Origin of the sequence: Terrisporobacter vanillatitrophus (assembly GCF_051148895.1) — a bacterium.
In the GTDB taxonomy this organism is placed as follows: domain Bacteria; phylum Bacillota; class Clostridia; order Peptostreptococcales; family Peptostreptococcaceae; genus Terrisporobacter; species Terrisporobacter vanillatitrophus.
This window is the reverse complement of sequence record NZ_CP154625.1, coordinates 2266619-2292522: the sequence shown is the minus strand read 5'-3', so window position 1 is coordinate 2292522 and position 25904 is coordinate 2266619. Positions and strand designations below refer to the sequence as shown.

Below are 25904 nucleotides of genomic sequence, written 5' to 3'. Positions count from 1 at the left end.
ATAAATTTTTTATGAATAGGCGAAGAAATCCTTACAAGGTATAGAAAAATGTACATATTATTTTTAGTATTAATGAAGTATTAAGAAGTAACATTTATTAACTATTGTCATATTTTAAATATAAATAGTATTATTTGGGGAGGAATTTTTATGTCAAATAACCCAACAGTAATCACAGGTACTATTACAAATGAAAATAATGAATACGTAAGTAAAGCCGTTATTCAAATTATGCAAATTGACAAAAACCTTAATATTATTACTGATTTAGGTTACACTTTGTCAGATATTAATGGGAAATATGAATTTGTAATAGATGCTTACTCTGATATGTTCTATGAATTTACCATATTTCCACCTCTAGAAATTTGAGGATGAATTTGTTATGAGTGAAATATTAAAAGTAGTAATACCTGGAGATGTAATAGCTAAAGAGGATGAATATATTCTCGATGTGAAATTATCTAATAATAAAAATTTTTTTATTACAGGAACAGTTTATGATGATCATAAGGTACCTATAAATAATGCAGCTATTGCTATTTATCAGGTAGATGATACAGATAATCAAAAGATGAATTTATTTGGTGTAACTTTTAGCTATAAAGATGGTACTTATGGTATATCTTTACCTTATGGATATTTCTATATGTTAATAGTATACTCTTAATGAATTCATGAAGGCATTTATTATTTTAGTGTAAAATTCTATAAAATTAATAGATTAATAAAAAATAAGGTGGTTAAACAAATTATGGATATTTCCAAGGGGAATATAGAGATTTTGCAATCAGGATACTATGAAATAACCGGTGAAACTGATTGCAACAATATATATGTTAAAGCAAAAGCAACTATTGTTTTAGACAATATTACTATAGATTTAAATAAAAAAAATATATCTAAGGGATCAATAATAATAGATAAAAACTCAGATGTGACATTAATAATTAGAAATAAAAACATAATAAAAAGTGGATATAATTATGCAGGTATTCAGTTAATTGGAATAAGTAAACTTAAAATTAGAGAGGATACTTTGTTTAATCAATATAACGAACTAGATATACAATCAGGAGAAGCGGCTGCTGGCATAGGCTCAGGATATGGTGACGATTTTTTAGGTGATATTGTGATAGAAAATGGAAATATAACTATTTTATCTCTAAGAGATGGAGCAGGAATAGGTGGAGGTAATGGCCTAAATGGTGGAGGTAATTTTATTGGTAGCTTAATCATATCAGGTGGAAATATTAATATTACACAAGGATATGGAGGAGGAGCAGGAATAGGTGGAGGTAGTAATGGTAGTTTAGTTGGAACAGTTGAAATAAACAATGGCATATTATTAGCAAATGTAGACGAAGTTGGAATAGGAGCAGGAATAGGTGGAGGATACGATGGAAACTTTGAAGGTACACTCACTATTAATGGAGGAAATGTTACAGCAGTTGGTGGAGAAGGTTGTGCAGGAATTGGTGCAGGCATAGGTAATACTGTGAAAGGTAATTTTACAGGAGAAGTAAAAATAAATGGAGGAAATGTTATAGCAATAGGTGGTGTATATGACAATTATGGTGGAGGAGCAGGAATAGGCTCCGGATTTAATGGGAACTTTTCTGGCGAAATCAAGTTAAATCAAGGTTATATTGAAGCAAGAGGAGGATTAACTGGTAGTGATTTTGGTAGTGGTACAGGTGGAGAATCTACTGGTGATATAACTGCAAAAGTAAAATCAATTGATATTAGTCTTGATTTCTTAGATTTAAAAATTGGAGAAAGTGAAAACATCGTGTCTCATGTTACATTAGTTGCAACTGTACAAGGAGACTTACCAGATTATTCTAAGGTTACTTACACATCAAATGACACTAGTGTGGCAGTAGTAGATAGTAATGGAGTAGTTACAGCTGTAGGAAATGGTAATACAGAGATAATAGTAACATCTGTTATAGATAAAAATAAGTTTACAATTTGCTATGTAAGTGTAAATAGTAGCATTACTATTATTGGAGATATAGATTTATTAATTTCCATACCTAAAAATGAAATACCAACAAGTGAATTATATAATATTATATGTTATGGCAATAATCCAATAATTGCTTATAAATATAAAGATAGTTGTATAAAAGATTTTGACGTATACGTAGATGTACCATGTTGCAAAAATCCTGTTTTAGGAAAAGGTCAATACAAAAACATTGTAGTTTATATAAATGTGGATTATTCTATAGCTTTATATTCAGGTAGTGATTGCTTAAAAAACTTATTAATATACGCATTAAAATTTGATAATTTTTCAACTAATTTAAATTTCTGTACAAGTATAAATGAAGATATAGACACAAGTAAATTTAAGATAATAATTATGCCATATTATGAATTGGACACAAGTTACTCTGAGAAATATTATATGTTTAAAATAAAAGGACATATAGGATTATATAAAGTAATGTAAAAAAATATCGAAATATGTCACATATATAATGTAAGAGAATATATTAAAGAGAGGATGAAAAATATTCTCAATTTATATATATTGGAGTGATATATATGGCAATGCAAGAAAGTTATAAACCTTCAGTTATCGGTGTGACTGCTACAAATGCTGCAAAGACAGCAGTACCATATATAAAAGAAAGTGCATCACTTTCTAAATGGGACTTACTTTTATTAGCTGGTATAGCAAAAAATACTGCTGGTGCTGTTATATCAAATGGGGCTGTTGCAGTGTGGATAAATACGGCAACTGCTGGATCAATTACTGATGCAGACTTTATGACATTTACGGATACTTCTGGTAGATATGGTGTAACCATTACCGCTGGAGCACAATTTGTTGTTAAGTTCTATAGCTAGAATTTAATAAAGTTGAAGATTAGCTTAATGCTAATCTTCAACTTTTAAGTATAAGAGAATCTGGGATACAATGAGGAGGCAATATGCGTAATAAAGAAAATACTAAAAAATTAATAGATAGATTAGATGAAATTTTATTTGATTCCATAGTTTTTATATTTGGAATAAGTAAGGGAGAATATTTGCAAGAGTTAGAAAAAAATTTATGTATTGAAAATAGGGTTGTGATAATTGAGCCAAATGAAGAAGTATACAATATTTATAAAGATTCAATGAAAAATGATATAATCAATTTAGTGTTGTTTGATGATAAAACTATAGAAACTATTATTGGTAAAATAGTAAACTATGAAAATTTTGATAGGTTACTTGTACATTCTTATGGAAATTACAAAGAAGAATATAGTAAAGAATATGAAAAATTTATAGAAATTTTAGATAATGTATATCTTACAGTTTCTTCTGGATTAGGTGTAGCTAATAGTTTTAAATCATTGTTTTTAGAAAACTTAGTTTCTAATATATATAAGATAAACAATTCCACACCCTTAAATTCATATATAGATGCAAATAAAAATATACCTGCCATCATTGTTTCAGCAGGACCATCCTTAGATAAAAATATGCAGACTATGATAAAATATAAGGATTACTTAGATAAATTTTTTATTATAGCTGGAAATAGAACCTTAGGCTCACTTATAAAAAATAATATCATACCTGATTTAGTTGTTTCCATAGATCCACAATATGTAACTTATGAAATGATAGAAAAATATATGGACTATAAAATCCCACTGGCATTCTATGAATATACCAACAAAAATTTGTTAAATGAATATAAGGGAGAATTAATATATCTAGCTGAATTACTTCCTAGAACAATTGAAAATATGAAAAATTTTATGGGTACGTTTAGTGGAGGTTCAGTAGCACATTCTTCTACAGATATTGCCAGAATAATGGGATGTAACCCTATAATATTTGTTGGTCAAGACTTAGCTTATACTTTTGAAAAAGATCACTCTGAAATTTCAGCATTTCCTATAGATAAGGAAACTTCAGAACATAACTTTATCTATACAAAAGATGTAAACAATAAGGATATTAGAACAACTATAACATTAGATTTTTATAAAATGAAATTTGAACAGTATATAAAATTTATTCAAAGTAGTGAAGATGTGAAATTTTATAATGCATCCTATGGAGCAGATATAAAGGGAGCACCACATACTGAATTAGAAGAAATTATTAAAACTTTAGAGCTGGAAAATATTCCTCACAAGTTAAAAGCTAACAAATGTATTAATATAGATTCACAACATATAGTAAATTCAATAAATGACCATGTAAATACTTATTTAGCAAAATGCGATGAATGCATAAACATATGCGAAAGACTTATGCAAAGTAATATAGATATACCTATGACACAAATGAAAGAAAATAGTAAAGAGTTACAAGATTTCATATATGTGATTGATACTGTAACAAATTTTGAAAGTAATATTAAAACTTATTATATAGGAGCATACATTAAGTGCTTTATTTATTATATTAGAAACAAATACTTTGAAATGAAGGCAAAAGATTATGCAAAATTAACTTCTAATATAAACTACCAAAGCAACTGCTTTTTAAATTATTTCAAGGAGCTAAAGATAATTTTAAAAGATATTAAAGAAATATTAATTAAGGAAGAATCAATTTAATATAATGATATTCTTTTTTATGGAGGGAATAAGATGGCGAATACAGTAGTAATCAATGGCAAAGTTTATACGGAAAGGACTATAGATAATATTGTTGTAGAAGGACAGACTATAAATGGAAGTTTAATTCCTGAAGAATATGCTAAAGAGGGTGAACTAGTAACCTTAGATATAAACATTCAATCACTTCAAGAGCAAGGTACTTTTGAAGCTAGTAGTAATGTAAAAAATAAAAGTGCAGAAGTAACAAATTTTAGTGTAAGTAATGAAGATGTATCAGAAGTTTTACAAAAAGAAACGCTGAAGAATAAATTTATTAAAGCAATTATTAAGTTTTTAAGTAGATTTATTCATTCATAAAATGTAAAAGTTTCATAGCCTCAAAACTTGAAATATATCATAAAAAATAGCAACTACTTTAGAGACTTGGTATCCTAAAGTAGTTGCTATTCTTAGTATTAAAAAAGAGCCTATAAAAATAAGTTTTTTATTATATAATCAATGGCAATTTTTCAATTTATAGTGTATATAGTAAGGACATTCATTTTTAATTTACTTTTGATATCAAAAAACTTTTTATGGATACCTTGAATCATTCACGTTATTCAAAATATATCCATTTTTCTGACAATATCTTAAGGAATGTGCTAAAATGTATTTAATAATAAAGAGAAGGAGTATTGCAAAAATGATATCAAATAAAATGGAAACTCTTCTTCAAGGAAACTCCACAATAAGAGCTATGTTTGAAGAAGGTAAAAAATTAGCTGAAATTTATGGAAAAGAAAATGTTTATGATTTTAGTATAGGTAATCCCAATGTAGAACCACCAGAAAATATAAAGATAACTATTAATGAAATACTAAATTCCCAGTCGCCAAATTTAGTTCATGGGTATATGAATAATTCAGGATATGAAGATGTAAGAGAAGATATAGCATTATATTTAAATAAAAAAGAAAATCTAAATCTTGATTGTAAAAATATAGTTATGACTTGTGGTGCTGCAGGTGGACTTAATATAATTTTAAAAACTTTATTAAATCCTAATGATGAAGTTATAACTTTTGCTCCATACTTTATGGAATATAATAATTATGTTAATAACTTCGATGGGAAGTTAGCTGTTGTTCCTGCAGATATAAATAACTTTGAACCTAATTTAGAAGTTTTAGAAAAATCTATTACACCTAAAACTAAAGCTATTATAATAAACAATCCAAATAACCCAACGGGTGTTATTTATTGTGAAAAGTTTTTAACTAATTTAGCTAATTTATTAGAAGCTAAACAAAAAGAATTTAATACTAATATATATTTAATATCTGATGAACCATATAGAGAAATTGTATACGATGGTGCTGCTGTTCCTTGTTTACTTAAATACTACAAGAACACATTTATAGGTTATTCTTATAGCAAGTCCCTATCTCTTCCAGGAGAACGTATTGGTTATGTTGTTGTTAATAATAATATGGATGAATTTGATAAAATCATAGACTCTTTAAATATAGCAAATAGAATTTTAGGATTTGTAAATGCTCCATCTTTATTCCAAAGAGTTGTTGCAAAGTGTTTAGATAGTGAAGTTGATATAAATATATATAAGAAAAACTTTGATTTATTATATAACCACTTAATTGATTTAGGATTTATTTGTGTTAAGCCTCATGGCACTTTCTACTTATTCCCTAGATCACCTATTGAAGATGACAAAAAATTCTGTGAAGATGCTAAAAAATTTAATCTATTATTAGTTCCAGGTTCTTCATTTGGATGTCCTGGACATTTTAGAATTTCTTACTGTGTATCTTATGATACAGTTAAAAATTCTCTTCCTGCTTTTGAAAAATTAGCTTCACTTTACAATTTACCTTCATTAAAGTCTTCTCAAGGAAAATCAAAATAACTGCTTGGAATTTTGAAAATTAAAAAAGACGCTGCAGTGGATGAGCAACTAAAAAAATTAGGCTTAAAGCCATTTGACTTAGATTATGCATTTTAATTAAATAATGCGTCTATAATAGAACTATTTTACTATTTTTCTTATAAATACATACACTAATAAAAATAGCCTGGAAATCTGATTGTCTAGGGTATTTCAACATGTTGAACAAAAACTAAAAGTTGACCATATTATTTGGCGAAATCTTCTTATAAGATAAGTTGATGACATGTGTAGCCAATAGTGTGGATGATTATTTTATTCTTGCAAATTAAAATGTATAGTCAATTAGAACCCATGATTACACTACTGGTAATAAGACTTATGAATTGAAGAGAAGTTTGTTTGTGTTAAATAAAATAAATATTAGTGAGGGGGATAAAACTGAAACGGTAATATTAAAAAATGTACCGAAATTTCCAATTATAACACCTTTTTGGTTGGGTGTAATAACATTATCATTTTGGGGGTTAGGTCTTTATACTCATATAGTTTTACATAGAAAGAAATAAGAAAATGGATGCAAATAGGTTTACCTTATTGCATCCATTATTTACAGGTTTTATTAAACCTAAGTCTACATGTTTTATATAAATTCTCTTAGCCACTGCTTAGTATTATCATCAGCAAAAGTTGAATCTACACTAATTAAGTACAGATTTTTATAATCTTCTTCACTCATTTCAAAAACATTGTCCACATTATTAAACTCTTTAGTTAAATTAATATTAGAAACTGTCCTATTATCAGTATTTAAAGTAACTTTTAATCCATCTTTATAAAACTTATAAAAAGGATGATCCTCAAAAGAATTTACTGCTTTAGTCTGCACATTACTAGTTGGACACATTTCTAAAACTATCTTTTTGTTTTTGACCATGTCATAAGCTTCTTTTAAATCTCTTATACCGATACCATGACCAATTCTCTCAGCTTTTAATATTTCTACTGCTTCTAATACATTTACTCCACTTGCAGCTTCTCCTGCATGTATTGTAACTCTATATCCAAATGATCTTGCTAAATCAATAGCTTCTTTAAACTCTATTGCAAATCCTTCATTTTCAGCACCGCATAAGTCTACAGCTACAACGCCTTTATTTAAAAATTTCTTTCCTTCTTCTACCACATATATTGCATCATCTAAAGTCATAGTTCTCATACAACCTAATATAAGATTAGCTTTTATAGGGTACTTTTCTTCCGCTTCTTTAATTCCATCTATTATACTTTCTATTACTTCACTTACACTAAGTCCATTCAAAGTGTGAATTAATGGTGCGAATCTTATTTCCATGTATTTTAAATTTTCATTACTAGCATCTTCTAACAATTCAAAAGTTATTCTTTTTAAACTTTCTTTACTTTGCATAACTCTATTTGGTAAATTAAATCTTTTTAAATATTCTACAAGAGAATCACAATTAAAAGGTACTTTTACCATGTTTTCTATTTCTGATAATTCATATGATGGGATTTCTATATTTTCTTCTTTAGCAATATCGATTATTGTTTGTGGTCTAACACTTCCATCTAAGTGACAATGTAATTCTATTTTGGGTAATTTTTTTAGCATATTGTTCATCTCCTTATTTATTTGTGAATTTTTGTATAAAAAAAATTTCTGGTTACAAAGAACACCTACTAAATTTAAGTAAGCATTCTTCGTAATCAGAAATTATTGGTTTCTGGTAGAGACCCTCAATCCGTATTATTGAGGTTATACGAAATATATATTTCTACTAAGTATATTATTTTTCAAAAATGATGTCAATATATTTTTTGACACTGACAAAAGAAACCTATTTAAAGTAATTTAGTCATATTTTTTAACTCTTTAGATAAGGTTTTAAAATCATTTGAATCATTAAACTTTTATTAATTTGTTTTAATATAAAAACACCTAAGTTATTAGTTTTTGACTATATATAAAAACATATTACTTTACTAAGTGATAATTATATAAAAAGATGGTATCCTATATTTAAATCATTTACAAAATAAGGGGAAGACAGATGAAATTTAAATACGATTTACACATACATACAAAAGAAATCAGTCCTTGCGGGCGATTAAGTATAGAAGAAATAATAGACAAATACATAGAAGAAGGTTACTCAGGACTAGTTCTTACAGACCACTTCAGAAAAGGCTACTTTAGAAAGTGTAAAAGAGAAGATTGGAAAGAAAAAACCAAGGAATTCTTCTATAGCTATGATAGAGGAATAGAATATTGTAAAGATAAAGATTTTTACATAGGTTTAGGAATGGAAATTAGTTTTAACAGTGATACAAATGATTTTTTAGTATTTGGATTTGAAAAAGAAGATTATCTAGAAAATGAGTGGATGATAGAAATGGAATTAAAAGATTTTTATAATAAATTCAAGAATAAAGCAATTATTATTCAAGCTCACCCTCATAGAAAGAAAGGTAGTAAATTAGAAGATATAAACTATTTGCATGGCATTGAAATAAATAACCAAAATCCAAGGCACAATAATAATAATGATTTAACAACCTCTGTTTATGAAGAAAATCCAAATCTTATAGCTACAGGTGGTAGTGATGTGCATCAAAAAGAAGATCTATGTAGAACAGGTATTTATACAAATAAAAAAATCACATCAGATGAAGAACTACTTAACATATTAAGAAATAAAGAATTTGAGATTATTGGAGTGGATTAAGTTAAAACCTCAATAAAACTAACAATAACTTATCTATATTATTTGTAAATATAAAATAGCTACTTATTACAAAAACTGAGTATTGCCTTAGTATGATATAATAGATAAGATTACAATGACAGGAAGAAAGAGATGACAAAATGACAAAAACAAATTTTAAAGATTATAAATTAAGTAATGAAATATTAAAATCAATAGAAATGTTAAATTTCAAAAATCCAACAAAAGTTCAAGAACAGGTTATACCAATAGCTTTAGAAAATAAAGATATACTTGTAAAATCGCAAACAGGAAGTGGAAAGACTGCAGCTTTTGGAATACCTCTATGTGAGTTAGTTGATTGGGATGAAAATAAGCCCCAAGCCTTAGTTCTGGCACCAACGAGGGAACTGGCAATACAAGTAAAAGACGATATATTTAATATAGGTAGATTCAAAAGAATAAAAGCCTGTGCACTTTATGGAAAGTCTTCATTTGCTGCTCAAGAAAAAGAACTTAAGCAAAAGACTCATATAGTAGTTGGAACTCCAGGAAGAACAATTGACCATATAAAAGAAGGAAGTTTTGTTACAGATAATATTAAATACCTTGTAATTGATGAAGCTGATGAAATGCTTAGTTTAGAATTTATTGAACAAATAGAAGAAATAATAGAAGCTCTTCCAGTGGAGCGTGTTACCATGTTATTTTCTGCCACATTGCCAGAAGATATAGATGATTTATCAAAAGTATACTTAAAAAATCCTGCTAAAATAGAAATCGCAGCTAAAACTTTAACTGTTAATAGAATAGAGCAAGTAGCTTATAAAGTAGAAGAAAATGCAAAACTAAATTTATTAAAAGATGTTACAGTAGTTGAAAATCCAGATAGTTGTGTGATTTTTGCCAACACTCAAAAGAAAGTAGAAATGATTTATAATAAGTTAACAGATTTAAAATATCCATGTGATAAAATACATGGAGGTATGGAACAAGACGATAGAATAAAAGTAATGTCTAATTTCAAAAAAGGATATTTCAGATATTTAATAGCTACAGATGTGGCAGCTAGAGGCATAGATATAGATAATATTACTCATGTAATAAACTTTGACATACCAGTTCTTAGAGAGAACTATGTTCATAGAATAGGAAGAACAGGTCGTGCAGGTAAAGAGGGTAGAGCAATTACCTTTGTAACTAAAGCTGATGACAGACGCTTATCTGAAATTAATTCATATACAGGAAGAGAACTAGTTTTAAGACAAGAAACTCCAAGTAGAAAATCTGTAAAAAAATTAAAAGCTGAATTTGAAAGAAAATTAAGCGAGAAACCTAAAGTAAAAATGAGTAAAGGCGCAAGTATGAGTTGTGAGATAGCGAAACTTCACATAAATGCTGGGAAAAAGACAAAGATGAGACCAGTTGATATAGTGGGAACACTTTGTAGCATAGAAGGAATGACAGCAGGTGATATAGGAGTTATAAATGTGCAGGATGTATCTACTTTTGTGGAAGTTTTAAACAACAAAGGTGACATGGTACTTAAGGCATTACAAACTAAAAATATTAAGGGAAGACCTCGTAAAGTTACTAAGGTAGAAATATAAGTCAAGCTATTGGCTTTAACATAAAGATAAGATGAATAACTTGACATTTTTGTAAAGTTATTCATCTTATAACTCTTTTAATGTATTACCATATTATCTATTCAGGAAAAAAATCCCCAAACCTGTTATTAAGCAAGGCACCACTCCAATAAGCAGACCAAAACACCCACGAATAAAATGATATCTCTTCTGATGATAAGACTTATCCATATGTTCAGTTCCAGGTAATCGAATAGCTTTAATATTAGCAAATAGCACCCAGTCCATAAAAACACAATCCCAAATACTTATTATAAGCCAAATAAAATAACTCCCTAAAAAACCTTGGGAAAAAGTTTCTGCTCCAGCATATTTCATAAGTAAAATAAATATGATTATTGTTAAAATAATTGCTCCACCTTTTTTTACTATTACATTTTTACTAAGGGGCTGAACTGGAATTCTTTCATGATTTTTGAAATACTCCTCTTGTATATCTTCAGGATAGTCGTGAATCCACCAAATAGGATTTCTATATAATGATATAAAAACAACTGCATTAAACACTAATGTCAAAACAATAGTTTCCATAAAAAGTACATTTAAATTCATATTAGATCACCTCTCTAAATAAATTATAATACTTTAAGAAGCTTTTGGAAATTTCAAATAGGAAAGAAATGATAGTAACTGAGTTACTATATATCTCAGAATATGCCTAGGAGCATAGTCCTTGACAAATTATGTAAAAATTATGATATAATTATTGCATTACTTTCAACTATTATAATAAAATTATTCTTAACTAAGAAGTTTTATAATGGCAACTAGTAATACAAAAGAGAAAAGAGGTTTTAAATGAGAAATAAGTCTTTTAATACATTTATTTTAACTATTTTATTAGTAATATGTACATCTTTAAGCAGTGTAGCAAATGGATTAAGTAATACGGGCGATATACCTGGTATAATTGCACAATCAGCAATCGTTATGGATATGGATACAGGAGAAGTTATTGCATCAAAAAATGCCCAAATTCAAAGGCCTGTGGCAAGTACAATAAAACTATTAACATCCTTAGTTTTTGCAGAAAATATTTCTAAGGGAGAAGTAATACCATTTACACAAGAATCACTAAAAACTACTCAAACAGCACTTAATAACTTGAAAAGAATAAATGTGGGTGACAAAATTTCAAGTGATGATCTTATGAAAGCTGTTATGGTTTACTCAGCAAATGATGCTGCATATTTAATGGCAGACTCTGTGGCAGGAAATTACAAGGATTTTGTAAAAATGATGAATGATAAAGCCAAAACCCTTGGCTTAAAAGATACAAAAGTAGTAAATCCATGTGGCCTGGAAACTAATGCAGTAGATCCAGATAATAAAGAAATTAATATATCAACAGCTTACGATATAGCAGTAATAGCAAAAGAAGCTTACAAAAACCAATGGATTAGGGAAACAATATCAGACCAAAGTTCAAATATAACAATTAATATAGAAGGAGAAGCTGTACCAATTAAATTAAGAAACAAAATTCTTGGTCAATATGGTAATGTGGGTGGAAAAACAGGTAATGAAGTTCAAGCGGGTCATTGTTTTGTTGGTTTCTTCCAAAGAGAAGGCAGAAATCTAGTTACTGTAGCTCTTAATTCTGATTATGGTATAGATGGTACAAATGTATTTAATGATACAAAAACTATTGTGGATTATGGTTTTGGGGCTGAAAAACAAGTATTTAAAAAAGCTGGAGAAGAAGTTGGTACAATTGAACTTCAATACAGAAGGTACGGTATTATTGGACCTAAAAAGAATATAACAGCTCCAGTTATAGCAACAGAAGATATTATGTATTATAAAAATGATATTAATGACGAAAATGCCAAAATAGAATACCATAATGAAAATAAAAGTGCCTGGAAGTTGGCAAATAAAGACGTAAAATTGAATTTTATCCTACCTAACTACTCGTCAGAAGTAAGCGGAAAGGTGGATTTAAATAAACTAAATTTACTTAAAATTTACGCATCATCATTTATTATATTTATAGTAAAAACTTTAATATTACTTGTAATAGTAGCATATAGTATTAGGTTAATAAATCTAAGACGAAAAAGAATGAGAAGAAAAAAAAGAAACAATAGAAAAAGAAAATAATTTTAACTAAAGTGCTAATTTTTAATTAGCACTTTTTAAATTTATTTTTAACCTTTTTTAAGACTTTTTCCCATCATAAACATCATACCAATCATCATAATTGGACAAAGTAAAGAGGATAAACTTGAAAGTGCAAATGCTTTATATCCAAGTATGGGAAGTAAAGCTAAAAGTATAGTTGGTAATAAACAGCATAGACCCATCATCAATCCATGTTTTAAAATCCCTTTTTTATTGTTTCCATCATTATTATTGTGGCAATTCATAATAGTACCTCCATATTTTTATATTTTTTGATATAGTAAATCCAAGTAAATATATAGATATACCTTCTATTTTAAATAGTTCTACTAATGATATATCTACTCTTTTGTATAAAATTTAGCAATTATTTATTTTTTGAGTTATTATAAGGTTTTGTTTGTTTATTTAAATCACAGCAGTCTAGTTTTCCTGGGCCAAAATTTTTTTTATTAGCTTCTTCTAATCTTTTTAAAAATTTTTCTAACCATTTTGGCATATATGACACTCTCCTTTCTATATTTCAGTAAAAAATAATCAAAATCTATAATCACCTTTCTTAATTACATTATATTCAGAAGGTATGAAGAACTTATGAAGAATAAAAATTTATTGAATTTTTTAATGAAATTATATTACATAAGTTAGAGTTTTTAGTATAAATTTATATATCTGAAAAGTGGACACTCAGGCGGCTGTCTGCTATGAAGCATAATATGAACCTCTGAAAATTTTATGATAAAGGGTCAATTAAATTATACGATGGAAATAATATTAGTTGATTATAATGTAAAGATAAATATATGGATATATTAAAAGATATAGAAAATATATTAAAAACTATATAAAAAGGAAGGTGCTAATTTGAGTAAAGTATATTTTATTAAGAACTCAGAATCAGATTATGAAAAACTTGGAAAAGATGCATTAAGGCTTCTAAAAAAGGTAGTGTCAGAAACGAATCATGTATTTGAGAAAGAGGTACCCATAAAGGTTCATTTTGGAGAAAAAGGAAACAAAACTTTTATTCCTCCAATATGTTATGATGAAACTATAAATTACCTAAAAGGAAATGGAATAACTCCATCTTATATTGAAACAAATGTATTATATAGGGGTTCAAGGACTACAACAGAGAATCATATTGAAACAGCAAAATCACATGGCTTCACACAAATCCCAATTACAATAGCAGATGGAGATATTGGAACAGAATATGATGAAATAGAAATAAATAAAGACTATATTAAGACATGCAAAATAGGAAAGGGTTATGGCAAATACAAACAATTTATTGTAATGAGCCATTTCAAAGGCCATGTAGCAGCAGGATTTGGCGGTGCTCTAAAGCAGCTTGCAATGGGTTTTGCATCTAGGGGTGGAAAGCTAGAACAGCATTCTGGAATATCACCTGTAGTAGATGAAGAAAAATGTATATCCTGTGGTATTTGTGTGAAAAAATGCAACTTTGGTGCCATCCAAACTCCAGATACAGCGGTAATTGATGAAAGTAAATGTATTGGCTGCGCTGGGTGTATTGCTGTTTGCCCTAAAGGTGCAATCGAAAACACATGGGGAGGGACTAATTTTCTTGAAAAGCTTTCAGAGTATGCATATGGAGCATCAAAAGATAAAGATATAATATATATTACATTTGTACATAATATTACAAAGGAATGTGACTGCGCTGGCACAGTTATGAAACCTATTGCAGATAATATTGGTATTCTTGCTGCAAAGGATCCTATTGCCTTAGATACAGCATGTCTTGATTTAGTTCAAAAAAACAGTAGAGAAAAGCTTTTTGAAAAAGGTAGAACATCTCTAGAACATGGACAAAAAATTGGACTTGGAACAATGCAGTATGAACTTATTGAAATTAATGCTGTTATTTTGTAATGTAGATCCAGTAGTAGAATATTATAATAAGTAGTTAGAATGTTATTTTATATTTATTTAAATCTCTGTATACACCTAGAAAACTATTTGAATATGGTATAATTAGCATAGAGAGAAATAGTTTTCTAACATAAACTTAAAACTTTGTAAGGGGTGGATATATGAGTTTAGTTATAAGAAAAATAGAAAAACGTGATTACAAAGAAGTAGAAATTTTGATAAGAGAAGCATTTTGGAATGTTTACAGACCGGGATGTAGTGAACATTTAGTAGTGCATAATATTCATGAAGATAAAAAGTCAATTGAAGAGTTGGAATTGGTGGCTGAGTATAGACGCAAAATAGTTGGTCATATAGTTTATACTAAAGGATATATGGGCGGTGTAGACAATAAGACCTTTGCCGCTTTTGGTCCCATAAGTGTTATGCCTGAGTTTCAAAATAAAGATATAGGAAGTAAATTGATAAAAATATCTTTGCAAAAGGCTAAGAGAATGAGATTTTCAGCAGTGTTTATTACAGGAAACGAGAAGTATTATAGTAGATTTGGATTTGAGTCTGCATCAAAATATGGTATTCATTTAGAAGGCATACCTGTAGAGGATCAAGCTCCATTTTTTATGGTAAGATGTCTTGAGGAAGGTGCCTTGAAAGATGTAAATGGTTATTTTGGTTTTGATAATTGCTATAATGTGGATGAGAAAGAGTTGGAAGACTTTGATAAGGGATTTGATGAGAAAAATAAAGAAGTTAGAGAAGGACAATTGGGATTTTAAGTATTTAGAGCATACCCTACGGATGGGTGTGCTCTTTTTGTAGTGTGCATAGCGGAGCTTTGGTATCAAATACCAAAACCTAATGGTGGTACTAGGTTACTTGGAATTCCAACAGTAGTAGATAGAATGATACAATAAGCAATTGCACAAACATTAACTGTGGTGCATGAACCGACTTTTTCTAATAGCAACTATGGCTAAAAGTCAAAATCAAGCAATCAAAAAGTCTTTACAGTATATAAATAAAGGCCATGAATGGGTTGTAGACATGGATTTAAAGAAATGCAACTTTTTGAAAATTATATTGACACTAGGAGGTACCTAGGGTTACTATATAGTAGTAATAAGTAATACTGAATAGAAGTATTACTATATAGTGGTAGTAAGTATTAATGAATAGGAATAGTAAATAATACTGAATGAATGTAATACAAGATGATGAGGTGATTTTTTGGAAAATATTACAGAGATGTTAAAAGGTGTGCTAGAAGGTTGTGTTCTTGAAATCATTAATAAAGAAGAAACATATGGTTACGAGATTACTAAGAAGTTGAATGAGATGGGATTTTCAGATGTTGTGGACGGAACAGTCTATACCATCTTGGTTAGACTTGAGAAAAATAAATTGGTGGAAATTACGAAAAAGAAATCAGATATGGGACCACCAAGAAAATTTTTTACACTAAATGATTCAGGGCGTGAGGAATTAAGGAAGTTCTGGCAAAAATGGGAATTTGTTTCCACAAAAATAAATCAATTAAAGGAGGAAAGAAACAATGCTTGATAATTTTATAAAATTGATAACAGGTGGATTAGAAGAAAAACGTGAATATAAACAAATGATGAAAAGGGTTGATGCACTACCAAAAGATTATAGTTTTGCATTTAAAGAAATTCAAAAGTATATGTATACTGTTGGTGCATCTAATGGTGACAGCACAATATTTAATGATATTACTATATTTATTGATTTAGTAGATTTATTTGAAGTTAGTTGGGCAGATGGAAGACAGGTTATTGATGTTGTTGGAAGTGATGTAGGTAAATTTTCTGATGAGTTCATGAGTGCTTATATTAATGATTCTAAAACATTAGGAGAAAAATTAAATAAAGAAATTATGGAAAAATTTTGCAAGGAGGGAAAATAATAATGATAAAGTTTATTCAAAAAATGATGGGTGATAAAAAAGAGTATAAAGATCAATTGGCAAGGGTAGAAGCATTGCCAGAAGATTATAGATTTGTATTTGAAAAAATCCATGATTATATGTGGCGTTTTGCAGGAGGAGACGGCTCTGATATGGTTAAAACTCAAGGGCAATTAATAGAGTTGTTTGAAATTAGCGCAGCAGATGGAAAGCATGTTCTTGAAGTGACAGGAGAAGATGTTGCTGGATTTTGCAATGAGTTTATGCGTGACACGAAAAAGTGGACGGATAAGTATGGTGAGAAATTAAACCGTAATATGTTGAACAAAATTGGAACAGATAATAATAAATAAATCGGTAAAAGATGTAGATGGATAAAGGGGTTATATTGTGAGGAGGATGGAGAAATGGAAAAAAGTATCATACAAGTTAAGGGTGTAAAGAAATTTTACAAAGATGTAGAGGTACTAAAAGGAGTAGATTTCCAAGTAGAACAAGGGAGTATTTTTGCTTTACTAGGTTCTAATGGATCAGGGAAAACAACAATGATTAAAATTATGGCAACTCTACTTAAAGTAGATGAAGGAAGTGTTATAATCAATAATTTTGATATGGAAAAAAATCCTGGTGACATTAGAAATTCTATTAGTCTTACTGGTCAGTTTGCCGCTATTGATGAAATTTTGACTGGACGTGAAAATCTTCAAATGATAGCAAAACTTAGACATCTTAAAGATCCAAAAAAAGTATCAGATGAGTTAATTAATCGTTTTGGAATGACAGAGGCAGCAGATAGAAGAGTTGCTACTTATTCTGGAGGTATGAAAAGAAGAATTGATATTGCAATGAGCCTTGTGGGAAATCCAAAGATTATTTTCTTAGATGAGCCAACAACAGGTCTAGATCCCCAAGCACGTCAAGAAGTTTGGACCACTGTAAAAGAGTTAGCAAATGGAGGCACGACAGTGTTCTTAACAACGCAGTATTTAGAGGAAGCAGAACAACTTGCAGATAAAATAGCTATTCTTCATGGAGGAAAAATAATTGCCCTAGATACATTAGAAGGACTGAAAAAATTATTTCCACCTGCAAAAGTTGAGTATGTGGAAAAACAACCTACATTGGAAGAAATATTCTTAACAATTATTGGGAGAGGAGAGGAAAAATAAATGGAATTTACAAATAAATATTTTTTCAAAGACATGAGTGTTATGTTTCAACGCTCTATGCGTCATGTTTTTAGAAGCATAGATACTATTATTACAGTTAGTATTACACCAATTATAATGATGTTGTTATTTGTTTATGTATTTGGTGGAGCTATAGAGACAGGTGCAGAAAATTATGTCAATTATTTATTACCAGGTATAATGTTAATGTCTGTTGGCAGTGGGATTGCATATGTGGCTTACCGTTTGTTTACAGACAAACAACGAGGTATTTTTGAACGTTTTCACTCTATGCCGATTTCTCGTTCCACAGTGTTATGGGGTCATGTATTAACTTCATTAATTTCCAATGGAATTTCTGTAGTAGTGATTATATTTGTTGCATTATTAATGGGATTTCGTTCTTCGGCAGGAATACTTCAATGGTTAGGTGTATGGGGGATTCTTGGGATTTTTACACTTGCTTTAACTTGGATTGCAGTAATAGCAGGACTTTTAGCTAAAACACCAGATGGTGCAAGTGCATTTTCTTATCCAATAATATTTTTACCTTTTATCAGTTCTGCTTTTGTACCAACTCAGACTATGCCTTCAGTAGTAGGTGCTTTTGCAGAGAACCAACCTGTAATGCCTATAGTAGAAGCTATCCGTAATTTATTAGAAAATCAACAAGTAGGAAGTGATATTTGGGTTGCCCTTGCTTGGTGTATAGGAATAACAGTTGTTGCTTATGTCTTTGCAATGAAAGTTTATAAAAAAATATAAATAAATAAAGAAAAGACTATCCTAGTAAGGTCCATTTGGTATTAGTTGCTAATGAGGGATAGTCTTTTTTATCTATGTATGATTAAATGTTTTATAACTATATTGTAAGAGTAAGTTATAAATTTAAAAAATAAAAACTAAACAAGGAGAAATATAATGAAAAAATATACTAATCAAGAAATAGAAAATACATTAGCTGTAATAGATTCTTTAATTAAGAACTGTGAAAAAATACAGCCTAAATTCAAAGAAGGGACATCACAATTTTCTCTTATTAGAAATCGTATAAAGGCTTTATATATTTCACAAACTTTAATGTCAAATGAAGAGTATGAGTATACACAAGAAGAATTATTAAAAGCAGAAGCACCAGTGGCTTCTATTATTAGTAAAAGCGAAAAAGCTATGATTAATTCAAAAGAAGGGACAGGGACATATACACGTTTAAAAAAGATAATTGATGCAATGACAATTTCATTGGATTATATTCAAGAGGCTATTAAGTAATATGCCTAAATTAATAGAAAGCTAATTTATTATGATAATTTGACTATTTGTATTATAATTTTAGTATATAAAATTGAAAAACTTATTTCTTTCATTTAATATGAAGCATGGTTGTAATAGAAGTATGTCATTTTCTATTTATTAAAATTTAAAACTGGAAGGTGAATATGGTGTTTAGTAAGTTGTATGGAGATATAATAAATAAAATTAATGATGGAAGTCAATGTGTAATGTTAACTTTCTTAGAAGGTAAAGATAATAATGAGGGTTATATAAAAGATAAAATTCTAATGACAGAAAATGATACACTTAATGAAAGTCTGCCCTTAGATAGGGCTATATATGAAAAAATTAATAGTGCTATTTCTTTGGGCCAAATCCAAATAATTAATACTGATAAGGATAAATTATTAATAATAGAACCATTTTTTACAAAACCAAGGCTAATAGTTTTTGGTGGTGGGCATATTTCTAAACCTTTATGTGAATTTGCCTCTAGAGTTGGTTTTTCTGTAACAGTTATAGATGATAGACCTTATTTTGCTAATAATATGCGATTTCCCCAGGCAGAAAAAGTTATTTGTGAAGATTTCAAAAAATCCTTTGAGCAACTTACATTAAAAGAAAGCGACTTTATTGTTATAGTTACAAGGGGACATAGACATGATGGATTGGTTTTAAGAAATGTGGTAAATCATAATTTAAAGTATCTTGGAATGATTGGATCAAAACGAAGAGTAAAAGGCATGATGGAAGAACTACTTTTAGAAGGATATTCCAAAGAGGCTCTAGATAAAGTTAATGCACCTATTGGTATTGATATAGAGGCAATAACACCGGATGAAATAGCCATATCAATAGTATCACAACTTATCTCATATAAAAACAAGTTAATTATAAATAATAAATCTAAAAAACATTCTTATGCTGAATTTGACATTGATGTTATTTCCAATATAAATACAGAAGATTCAACACCGAGGTCTGTACTTACCATACTTTCCTCCAAAGGTTCTGTTCCAAGAAAAGCTGGAGCGAAGATGATTGCCTATGTGGACGGAAGAACATTTGGTAGTATAGGTGGAGGATGCAGTGAAGCGGGAGTATTAAATAAGGCTAGATCTATGATGTTATCCTCAGTGAAAGGTTATGCAATTGAACATGTGGACATGACTGGTGAAGTGGCTGAATCTCTGGGAATGGTTTGTGGTGGAACTATGGAAGTATTAATAGAAGTATTTTAAAACATTAAAATGGGAGTTTTTTATGGAACTAAAGAAGATTTTGATTATAGAAGATGAAGAGAAAATTGCAAGATTTATCCAATTGGAGCTTAAATATGAAGGCTACGAAGTGGATATTTGTCATGATGGAAGAGAAGGATTAAATAAAACACTAAAAGGTAATTATGATTTAATAATCTTAGATGTAATGTTACCATCTCTTAATGGTATGGAAGTTCTAAGACGTATTAGACAAAGTAGTGATATACAAGTTATCATGTTGACAGCAAAAGATGATGTAATGGATAAAGTTATGGGATTGGATATTGGAGCCGATGATTATATGACTAAGCCCTTTGCCATAGAGGAATTATTGGCAAGAATAAGGTTATCATTTAAAAGAATGAATAAAAGTAATACTTCAGTTGATACTAATGATGAAATAACAAGTATTGGTGGTCTTTTTATAGATGATAAAAAACATATTGTAAGTTACAAAGATGATGAAATTGAGCTGACAAAAAAAGAATATGATTTGCTTAAATATCTAGTAGACAATAAAAATATGGTTCTTACTAGAGATATGATAGTTAAAAATATTTGGGGATATGACTTTATTGGGGATTCCAATGTGGTTGATGTGTACATAAGATACTTAAGAACAAAAATTGATAATAAGTTTAATATTAATCTGATTAATACCGTAAGGGGAGTGGGGTATCAAATCAAAGATGAGTAAAATAAAAACACACACGGACTTTCTTAAGGAGAAGATAAGATTTTCCATAAAAGCTAGAATAACTCTAAATTATTTATTGTGCTATATAGGGCTTTGTATTATGAGTAGTGTTGGTATATATTTTTCCTTAGATAAAGTAATTTCAAATATAAGTTATCAAAATAAAATGTCTATCATTGCTTTAATAATTGTATTCCAAATTATACAAGGATTTATTTTATTATTTAGTAGTATGAGTATATCAAAGAAAGCTCTTCATCAAGTTGATATTATGATAGATGATGTGAAGGATATATCTTTTAAAAATTTAAATAAAAGACTTGACGTATCTGGGGTAAAAAATGAGCTTAAAGATTTGGCCAGAACATTCAATGCAATGCTAGATAGTTTGGAGAAATCTATGGAAGTACAAAATCAATTTGTATCTGATGCATCTCATGAACTTAGAACACCTTTAGCCATTATTCAAGGATATTCAAATTTATTAACTAGATGGGGAAAAGATGACAAAGAGGTGCTAGAAGAATCTGTTAATGCCATAAAAGAAGAAGCGGAAAGTATGAAAAAATTAATAGAAAGTCTTTTATTTTTATCAAGAGGAGATAAAAAAACACAAATTATTAAAAAAACAGATTTTCAACTGGATTGTTTAATTGATGAAGTAATAAAAGAAAGTAAAATGATAGATGAAAATCATAATATAATATGTAATAATAATGAAAAAATATGTATTCATGGGGATAAAGGTCTTATAAAGGAAGCCATAAGAATTTTCATGGATAATAGTATAAAATATACTCCAGAAAATAAAACCATAAAGCTAAATACATTTTTAAAAACTAATGGTGTTTATATAGTTATTGAAGATGAAGGTATTGGAATTTCTAAAGAAGATCAATCTAAAATTTTCAATAGATTTTATAGATGTGATGAATCAAGAAATAAAAATACTGGTGGCAGTGGTTTAGGTCTAGCCATTGCAAAATATATAGTTGAAGAACACGGAGGAATAATAAAAATCTATAGCAAGATTAATGAAGGAACTATAATTTCTGTAGAACTTAATTTTTAATCTAATTTTAATGTTAGTCTAATTTGTTACTAAGGTTTAAAGAATATACTATAAATATAAATTAATAAAAAAGGAGAAATAAAAATGATAGAAATAACAATGGAACAAATAGACAGCGTTAGAAATAGAGCGAATGTAGGATATAAAGAGGCTAAGGCAGTTTTAGAGAAATTTGATGGAGACATAATAGAAGCAATATTATATTTGGAAGAAGAACAAAAAGTTAAACCAGACTTAAAAAGAACTAGTTCAACACTTTTTGGAAAAATGAAAGATATATTTAATAAACTAAATAACATAGATATTGAGATATACAAAAATGAAAAAACTATTCTAAATATGCCATCTACGGTATTAATAGTAGCATGTATTATAGCTTTGCCTTTTGTTATAGCAGGTGGAGTTATAGCTGTATTTACTGGATATAAAATAAAAATACACAACAATAACAAAGATGAAAATTTCACTGATGTTAAAGATGTAATAGAAATAGTAAAGAAATAATAATAAATGCAATTATAGTACATTTTATGAGGAGTAGATATTTTACCTACTCCTTTTTCTATTATTAGAAGTTTTTAAAGTACATGCTAGAAGACCTACACAATGGCAAATATGGTATAATGTGATTATATTTTTACAGTTATATTTAATAATAAAATGGATGTGGCAAAAGTTAATTAAAAGGAGGATAAATAATGATTCAGTCAGTAGTGCATATTGCATTAGTAGTAAAAGATTATGATGAGGCAATAGATTTTTATACAAAAAAACTTAAATTTGAATTAATTGAAGACACATATCAGCCAGAACAAGATAAAAGATGGGTGGTAGTATCTCCATCTGGTTCAAACGGAACAACAATATTACTTGCAAGAGCATCTAAACCAGAACAAGAGGTTTTTATAGGTAATCAAACAGGGGGAAGAGTTTTTCTTTTCTTAGGAACTGATGATTTTTGGCGTGATTATAATGAAATGAAAAACATAGGTATAGAATTTGTTAGAGAACCTAAAGAACAGGATTATGGAACTGTTGCTGTATTTAAAGATTTGTACGGGAACCTATGGGATTTAATAGAGTTTAATGAAAATCATCCAATGTTCAAGAGGGTTAAATAAATGCTGATGGCTATGGTTAATGTTATGTATATTTAAGAGGTCAATAAAGTATATTTATAAAAATTATGTCAATAAAATATGAGAACACCAGAACTTAGTTTTTGGTGTCCTTTAGTGTGCATTATTATCCGAAAATATAACTAATAATTATAAAATAGAGTAATAAGGGCAAAATTATTATAATAATAATTTAAAATATTTACTGTTAAAATAATGAAGGAGTAGGCTATGGAGAAAAAATTACTATATATAAGTGTTAACTCAAAGCCAGAGCACTTATCATCATGTAAAACTGTTGCTAGAACATTTATCAATAAGTTTTTAGAAAAATATAAAGATTTTAAAGTTGAAGAAGTTGATTTGTACAAAGACCATATTCCAAGACTAGAATATCAATATTTTGAGGATAGAAATTGTGTTATAAAAGAAGAAGCTGCAAAGAAATTACCGCAAAAAGACCAAGATGAAATAAAAATAATAAGAGACTTATGTGAACAATTCAAAAGTGCTGATATGTATGTAATAGCTGCACCTATGTGGAGTTTATCTTTTCCTGCACCACTTAAAGAGTATATTGACTGCATAGTTCAAGTTGGAAAGACAATTACTTTTGAAAAGGGTAAGAAACCACAAGGGTTACTAAATGATAAGTATAGAGCTTTAGTTTATGTTGAATCTGCTGGAGGAAATATACCTTTACTACTAGATCCTATAATGGACAAGGGTGAAAACTATGTATCAAGCATAATGAAAACACTGGGAATTAAAAAAGTTAATGAGATTAAAGTGGATAATACTGGAACAACAGAAGAAGAAAGAAAAGATGCTCTAAATAAAGCTGATAATGAAATAGACGATATACTTAATAATTTTAAATTTTAACTTGAAATTTAAGCCCTATCAAAATATTGATAGGGCTCATTTTTTAATTATTGTAATGTGAAAGATTAAAAAATAGAAATAAATTCATGTGATTATATTTTATATACTTATATATTAGACAAAGTAATAGAGTAAAACACAGAAGACTTATTATTGGAGTTAAGTTGTAAAAAATTCTTGGGATCATCAGAGAAAGAACCCATTGATAAATTGTTAAGAAAAGTATATTTGACAAATTATACATTATTATATACAAAATTCGTCACCTATAATAAATTTTAAAAAGGATTTTGGTGATTTATAAAGAATTATTATAGTTTGAAAACTTAATTATTAAAAGTACAAAACGTTGAAAGTGATATAAGTTAAATACATAGCTATAGATAATGCAAGGAGAATTATATGATGAATAAGACTAATATAGATAAAATAAATTTAAATGATTTTACTCTACCTGCGAAAATGGATTATGACAATGAGTATTATTCAAATTTAAATGATAAATTAAAAGATTATGAAAGATATATTGAAAATATAAATGGTATTTCACAAGATACTATTGAAAATGTAAAAAGTAACGTAAAATCAATAATTGAAAGTATAGAAAGTTATTATAATGCAGATATAGCAAATGCTAAGAATAAAATATTGGAATTATTAAAAAAATACACCGACAATAAGTTTATAGTATCATATTTAGATAAAAGCTTTGCATTTAGAGGTATAGCACCATTTGCAGATTTAATTGACGAAAGAAAAGATGGGTATATAGATGACTATGATAATATGAATAGTTACCCACTATCTTTTTTTAAAGCTAGGGTAGGTTATTCCAATTTTGACAAGAAAGATATGTTACATATACCGTTTTGTAGACGTGAACTAGTATCTACACAAAGGTTTAGTATACCGGGGATCCCTTGTTTATATTTAGGAACAACATCTTATGTGTGTTGGTTAGAAATGGATAAACCTCAAGATAATGTATTTAATGTGTCTTCATTTAAACTACCTGAAAATTTAAAAATATTAAATTTAGTCATTGATCAAACACTGATTAATAATCAAGCAAAAAATAGTATGCAATTTAGTGATGACAAAAGAGAAGATAATATCAAATTATTAGAAAATATGATAGAAATATTTCCTTTGGTATATGCAACCTCATTTTCTATTAAGAATAAAGAACGAAAATTTAAATCTGATTATATAGTTTCACAACTAATAATGCAGTGTTTAAGTGAATTAAATATTGATGGAATAGCTTATGCTTCTAAAAAAGTTAATGATAGCAAAATAGCATTCCCTCAGTGTGTAAATCTAGCAATTCCAATGAAATCAAATAAAAAATTTATATTTAACAGTGAAAAAGATTACTATGCAAATATATGTAAGGATATTTTATTGACAGATCCAGTTAATTTATCTGAATTTATAAAACTAGGCGGAAAAAAGCTATGGTGTGATAAAAACACTTATTCTAATGGGGTATTTAGTTATGGTTGTGGTATGGAAAGTAATATTGCTTTAGGAAACATATATGTAGAATATAGAGATACTGAATTTGCAAATTTTGATAAATACCTTGTCACTTTAGAACATAAAAAATCAGAAATCTTTAATAATGAATAGATAGTTT

The 25904-nt window shown here is 28.4% G+C and carries 29 protein-coding genes and 1 riboswitch; of the genes, 25 read left to right on the top strand and 4 right to left on the bottom strand.

Features of this window, described 5'->3' with window-relative positions; translation table 11 throughout:
* Window positions 1–150 precede the first annotated feature (150 nt).
* The 7 genes from TVTCOM_RS11480 (at window position 151) to TVTCOM_RS11450 (ending at window position 6486) form a co-directional block, all read left to right on the top strand.
* A complete protein-coding gene (locus TVTCOM_RS11480; protein WP_434796417.1) occupies window positions 151–372 on the top strand; it encodes a hypothetical protein in 222 nt (73 codons plus the stop codon).
* Between the two features lie 13 nt (window positions 373–385).
* Window positions 386–670: a hypothetical protein gene (locus tag TVTCOM_RS11475; protein WP_434796416.1), complete on the top strand. Its 285-nt coding sequence runs from the start codon at window positions 386–388 to the stop codon at window positions 668–670.
* 84 nt (window positions 671–754) lie between these two features.
* A complete protein-coding gene (locus TVTCOM_RS11470) occupies window positions 755–2461 on the top strand; it encodes an Ig-like domain-containing protein (RefSeq protein ID WP_434796415.1) in 1707 nt (568 codons plus the stop codon).
* A gap of 95 nt (window positions 2462–2556) precedes the next feature.
* A complete protein-coding gene (locus TVTCOM_RS11465) occupies window positions 2557–2862 on the top strand; it encodes a hypothetical protein (protein WP_434796414.1) in 306 nt (101 codons plus the stop codon).
* An 83-nt stretch (window positions 2863–2945) separates the two neighbouring features.
* Complete coding sequence (locus tag TVTCOM_RS11460) at window positions 2946–4577, top strand: motility associated factor glycosyltransferase family protein (RefSeq protein WP_434796413.1); 1632 nt, start codon at window positions 2946–2948, stop codon at window positions 4575–4577.
* 33 nt (window positions 4578–4610) lie between these two features.
* Window positions 4611–4937, top strand: a complete 327-nt coding sequence (locus TVTCOM_RS11455; RefSeq protein WP_434796412.1) for a hypothetical protein — start codon at window positions 4611–4613, stop codon at window positions 4935–4937.
* A gap of 328 nt (window positions 4938–5265) precedes the next feature.
* A complete protein-coding gene (locus TVTCOM_RS11450; RefSeq protein ID WP_434796411.1) occupies window positions 5266–6486 on the top strand; it encodes a pyridoxal phosphate-dependent aminotransferase in 1221 nt (406 codons plus the stop codon).
* A 622-nt stretch (window positions 6487–7108) separates the two neighbouring features.
* On the opposite strand, the gene add is transcribed toward TVTCOM_RS11450, so the two are convergent.
* A complete protein-coding gene (add, locus tag TVTCOM_RS11445; RefSeq protein ID WP_434796410.1) occupies window positions 7109–8098 on the bottom strand; it encodes an adenosine deaminase in 990 nt (329 codons plus the stop codon).
* Between the two features lie 72 nt (window positions 8099–8170).
* Window positions 8171–8270: riboswitch (purine riboswitch) on the bottom strand.
* 267 nt (window positions 8271–8537) lie between these two features.
* On the opposite strand from add, the gene TVTCOM_RS11440 reads away from it, so the two are divergent.
* Window positions 8538–9212 (top strand): PHP domain-containing protein, encoded by a 675-nt coding sequence (locus TVTCOM_RS11440; protein WP_434796409.1) that lies wholly within the window; start codon window positions 8538–8540, stop codon window positions 9210–9212.
* A gap of 140 nt (window positions 9213–9352) precedes the next feature.
* A complete protein-coding gene (locus tag TVTCOM_RS11435) occupies window positions 9353–10801 on the top strand; it encodes a DEAD/DEAH box helicase (RefSeq protein WP_434796408.1) in 1449 nt (482 codons plus the stop codon).
* Between the two features lie 93 nt (window positions 10802–10894).
* On the opposite strand, the gene TVTCOM_RS11430 is transcribed toward TVTCOM_RS11435, so the two are convergent.
* Window positions 10895–11392 (bottom strand): hypothetical protein, encoded by a 498-nt coding sequence (locus TVTCOM_RS11430; protein ID WP_434796407.1) that lies wholly within the window; start codon window positions 11390–11392, stop codon window positions 10895–10897.
* 246 nt (window positions 11393–11638) lie between these two features.
* Here TVTCOM_RS11430 and TVTCOM_RS11425 point away from each other — a divergent pair, with 246 nt between their 5' ends.
* Complete coding sequence (locus tag TVTCOM_RS11425; RefSeq protein WP_434796406.1) at window positions 11639–12943, top strand: D-alanyl-D-alanine carboxypeptidase family protein; 1305 nt, start codon at window positions 11639–11641, stop codon at window positions 12941–12943.
* Between the two features lie 47 nt (window positions 12944–12990).
* On the opposite strand, the gene TVTCOM_RS11420 is transcribed toward TVTCOM_RS11425, so the two are convergent.
* Together TVTCOM_RS11420 and TVTCOM_RS11415 are read right to left on the bottom strand one after the other, a co-directional pair.
* Entirely contained in the window at window positions 12991–13209 is a 219-nt protein-coding gene (locus TVTCOM_RS11420) for a DUF2933 domain-containing protein (protein ID WP_434796405.1), read from the bottom strand.
* Between the two features lie 122 nt (window positions 13210–13331).
* Complete coding sequence (locus tag TVTCOM_RS11415) at window positions 13332–13463, bottom strand: LDCC motif putative metal-binding protein (RefSeq protein WP_434796404.1); 132 nt, start codon at window positions 13461–13463, stop codon at window positions 13332–13334.
* A gap of 365 nt (window positions 13464–13828) precedes the next feature.
* Between TVTCOM_RS11415 and TVTCOM_RS11410 the strand changes: the two genes are divergently transcribed.
* From TVTCOM_RS11410 to TVTCOM_RS11340, 15 genes are all read left to right on the top strand, one after another.
* Complete coding sequence (locus TVTCOM_RS11410) at window positions 13829–14863, top strand: DUF362 domain-containing protein (RefSeq protein WP_434796403.1); 1035 nt, start codon at window positions 13829–13831, stop codon at window positions 14861–14863.
* Between the two features lie 161 nt (window positions 14864–15024).
* Window positions 15025–15639, top strand: coding sequence for a GNAT family N-acetyltransferase (locus tag TVTCOM_RS11405; RefSeq protein WP_434796402.1), 615 nt, complete (start codon window positions 15025–15027; stop codon window positions 15637–15639).
* A gap of 451 nt (window positions 15640–16090) precedes the next feature.
* Window positions 16091–16423, top strand: coding sequence for a PadR family transcriptional regulator (locus tag TVTCOM_RS11400; protein ID WP_434796401.1), 333 nt, complete (start codon window positions 16091–16093; stop codon window positions 16421–16423).
* A complete protein-coding gene (locus TVTCOM_RS11395; RefSeq protein ID WP_434796400.1) occupies window positions 16416–16787 on the top strand; it encodes a DUF1048 domain-containing protein in 372 nt (123 codons plus the stop codon). Before TVTCOM_RS11400 ends, TVTCOM_RS11395 begins: the two co-directional genes overlap by 8 nt.
* Before the next feature lie 2 nt (window positions 16788–16789).
* The gene (locus tag TVTCOM_RS11390) at window positions 16790–17140 is read left to right on the top strand and encodes a DUF1048 domain-containing protein (protein WP_434796399.1); all 351 of its coding nucleotides are present in this window, start codon (window positions 16790–16792) and stop codon (window positions 17138–17140) included.
* Between the two features lie 54 nt (window positions 17141–17194).
* Window positions 17195–17956 carry an ABC transporter ATP-binding protein gene (locus TVTCOM_RS11385; RefSeq protein ID WP_434796398.1) on the top strand — a complete coding sequence of 254 codons (762 nt, stop codon included), beginning with the start codon at window positions 17195–17197 and terminating at the stop codon, window positions 17954–17956.
* A 57-nt stretch (window positions 17957–18013) separates the two neighbouring features.
* The gene (locus TVTCOM_RS11380) at window positions 18014–18721 is read left to right on the top strand and encodes an ABC transporter permease (RefSeq protein WP_434796397.1); all 708 of its coding nucleotides are present in this window, start codon (window positions 18014–18016) and stop codon (window positions 18719–18721) included.
* 156 nt (window positions 18722–18877) lie between these two features.
* Window positions 18878–19228 carry a hypothetical protein gene (locus TVTCOM_RS11375; protein ID WP_434796396.1) on the top strand — a complete coding sequence of 117 codons (351 nt, stop codon included), beginning with the start codon at window positions 18878–18880 and terminating at the stop codon, window positions 19226–19228.
* Window positions 19229–19395: 167 nt separating this feature from the next.
* A complete protein-coding gene (locus tag TVTCOM_RS11370; protein ID WP_434796395.1) occupies window positions 19396–20472 on the top strand; it encodes an XdhC family protein in 1077 nt (358 codons plus the stop codon).
* A gap of 22 nt (window positions 20473–20494) precedes the next feature.
* Window positions 20495–21190 carry a response regulator transcription factor gene (locus TVTCOM_RS11365; RefSeq protein ID WP_434796394.1) on the top strand — a complete coding sequence of 232 codons (696 nt, stop codon included), beginning with the start codon at window positions 20495–20497 and terminating at the stop codon, window positions 21188–21190.
* Window positions 21191–21290: 100 nt separating this feature from the next.
* Window positions 21291–22262 carry a sensor histidine kinase gene (locus TVTCOM_RS11360; RefSeq protein WP_434796393.1) on the top strand — a complete coding sequence of 324 codons (972 nt, stop codon included), beginning with the start codon at window positions 21291–21293 and terminating at the stop codon, window positions 22260–22262.
* An 84-nt stretch (window positions 22263–22346) separates the two neighbouring features.
* On the top strand, window positions 22347–22766 hold the full coding sequence (locus TVTCOM_RS11355) for a DUF4342 domain-containing protein (protein WP_434796392.1): 420 nt from the start codon (window positions 22347–22349) through the stop codon (window positions 22764–22766).
* Window positions 22767–22960: 194 nt separating this feature from the next.
* Window positions 22961–23383 (top strand): VOC family protein, encoded by a 423-nt coding sequence (locus tag TVTCOM_RS11350; protein WP_434796391.1) that lies wholly within the window; start codon window positions 22961–22963, stop codon window positions 23381–23383.
* A gap of 228 nt (window positions 23384–23611) precedes the next feature.
* Window positions 23612–24265: an FMN-dependent NADH-azoreductase gene (locus tag TVTCOM_RS11345; RefSeq protein ID WP_434796390.1), complete on the top strand. Its 654-nt coding sequence runs from the start codon at window positions 23612–23614 to the stop codon at window positions 24263–24265.
* Window positions 24266–24670: 405 nt separating this feature from the next.
* On the top strand, window positions 24671–25897 hold the full coding sequence (locus TVTCOM_RS11340) for a hypothetical protein (protein ID WP_434796389.1): 1227 nt from the start codon (window positions 24671–24673) through the stop codon (window positions 25895–25897).
* The last annotated feature ends 7 nt before the right edge of the window (window positions 25898–25904 follow it).